The sequence below is a fragment of the Escherichia sp. MOD1-EC7011 genome (assembly GCF_002965005.1).
GTDB classification, from domain to species: Bacteria; Pseudomonadota; Gammaproteobacteria; order Enterobacterales; family Enterobacteriaceae; genus Escherichia; species Escherichia ruysiae.
On record NZ_PTRD01000083.1, the window covers coordinates 1 to 2,177 of the forward strand.

General features: G+C 33.1%; 2 protein-coding genes. Both read left to right on the forward strand.

Going from position 1 to position 2,177, the window contains the following annotated elements; genetic code table 11:
• Nucleotides 1-315 precede the first annotated feature (315 nt).
• Nucleotides 316-1,131 (forward strand): transcriptional regulator, encoded by an 816-nt coding sequence (locus tag A7098_RS23530; protein WP_105281507.1) that lies wholly within the window; start codon nucleotides 316-318, stop codon nucleotides 1,129-1,131.
• Nucleotides 1,118-1,600, forward strand: coding sequence for a hypothetical protein (locus A7098_RS23535; protein ID WP_105281508.1), 483 nt, complete (start codon nucleotides 1,118-1,120; stop codon nucleotides 1,598-1,600). The genes A7098_RS23530 and A7098_RS23535 overlap by 14 nt, the downstream gene beginning before the upstream one ends.
• The last annotated feature ends 577 nt before the right edge of the window (nucleotides 1,601-2,177 follow it).

The following is a 2,177-nucleotide window of genomic DNA, read 5'->3' on the forward strand; positions in this document are numbered from 1 at the left end:
TAATAATTGTATATACGGGCATTTATAATGATGCCCGTGTTTTATAAGATGAGCTTCCAATTCCGCTTGTTAATTTTTAGTTTAATTATGTGAATTTTGTGTGCCATTTCAAAAATTCATGAGCGAAAAAGCCCGGGAAGTAGACGTTATAAGCGTTAAATATGTTAATACACATGGTGTTTTAAGTTGCATTAATATATTGCAATTATAATTGTCGTAGTGAATATAAAATTAATATATATTTATTAGGTAAATACTAATATACTTACCAAACTATCTCATTTCAATTTTCTTAATGCTGTGTTTTATTGACCTATGTACTGGATTATTAACAATAATATTGAGTTCTGGCCGGAACACAAGAAATTAATTTCGGTACATGACGCCGAGTTGAACGTTGTTCTGACAACGCCCGCAAGCAGGTGTTTATCGTTGCTACTCGAAGCTTTTCCAGATGTGGTCGCCCAGCAGGACTTTTTCTCCAGAGTCTGGGAAGAAGAAGGTATGCGTGTACCGGTCAACACGTTATACCAAAACATATCGATTATCAGGCGTGGGTTTCGCGCGGTTGGTGATACGACTCATTCGCTTATTGCAACCGTGCCGAGAAAAGGGTTCAAGCTCAATAACGATATCAACATAGAAAATCATACCCCACCCTCTTCAATAGATGTTCAAAAGCATAACTCTCCCCTCAATTTGAACGTTACAGATGAGGTTAAAGAGATAAATGCTGCTCCAGATAATCATGTCAGGAACATACTCTCGCGCTCTAAATTTTATTTACCAATGTTAAGTGCATTTGGTGTGGGTTTGCTTACCGCATTTTTACTATGGAATAATAACCAACCCAAACCATTCTTTAGAGATTACCGGACTGTTGCAGAAATAAATGGTTGTCATTTTAATGTTACAGAAGATAGCATCGATGGTCTGAAAGATTTCGATAAATATAAAAACCATATATTAGAGACAGGAATTGACTGCAAAAAATATCCATGGTTATATTTTCCCCTTGCCTGGTCGTTTCCGGGTTTGATTGTTATGGCCTGCAAAAAAAGCTATAGAAATAACGAAGTTACAGGCTGTTTAACTTTGTCTTATCGTGGGGTTAATCGTGACTCGTTATAAAAAAAGCCTGATACTTATTTTATGTTTTATTAGTGGATTTGTGTTTTTTATTACCTATAATTATTCTAAAGAGAAAATCGCATACAATGAAAAATGTACAGCTAACTGGGTTATTTTTAATGACCAGGGACAAGCCAATCTCACCCTTGACTTTATGTATAACCAAAACAAAAAGTCAGGTATAGTTGCACTGAGCGGCACATGGAAACAAAATACAAAGGCTTATAAAGCAATTCGACGTGATATTGAATACACATGGACTGAAAATTATAACACCTTGCATCTCACCTCCAATAAAATAAATAAATTCGATATTATTGATCAAGTTGAGGATGATAAACTGGCACTACTTCTTCCTGACTTCTATGTCTTTTCAGGAAAAATGATAAGCTATAATATACAAACACAAGGTAATCGCGGTTTTCTTTTTAACATTAGTAACAGAGCCATCATGTACTGTGCAAGATAACCCCTGATACGATTGAAATAAAAATAACACATGTAATATTTCTATAATTTTATAACTATGCCATCTATACAGCAAGCTTCCACTCTCTAAAAATATTAGCAATGCATCCCCCTTCTCTCATTATAATGCTCACTCTTCAAATTAATACATTGCCGGTATTAATTTGAAGAAATATCCTCAGCGAGAATACTCCATTGTAGAAGTGATATACATGATTGTGTAAAAAGCAACAAATATATATTTTATACATAATAAACTGCAGAGAAAGCTATTGTTACTATAACGTTCACAAACAAGGTTCGAACTCGATACATAGCTATCACTTGGGTATTTTCTCTTATCTTAAATCAAAATTAGCACTCAGTTAAGGAATGAAAGACGTGTAAGTTTATTGTTGTCTTTCAACAAGTTATGTATAAACATGATTAAAAAGCATTAATTAAGGATATTTCAGGTTACATTCGAAACAATCATGGATAAATTAATTCAAACAGTCATGGAATTTTATATATAAAAAATCATATACAGTTTAATAAAACATATATGAATATTATATATATTTATTACTCATATAGAA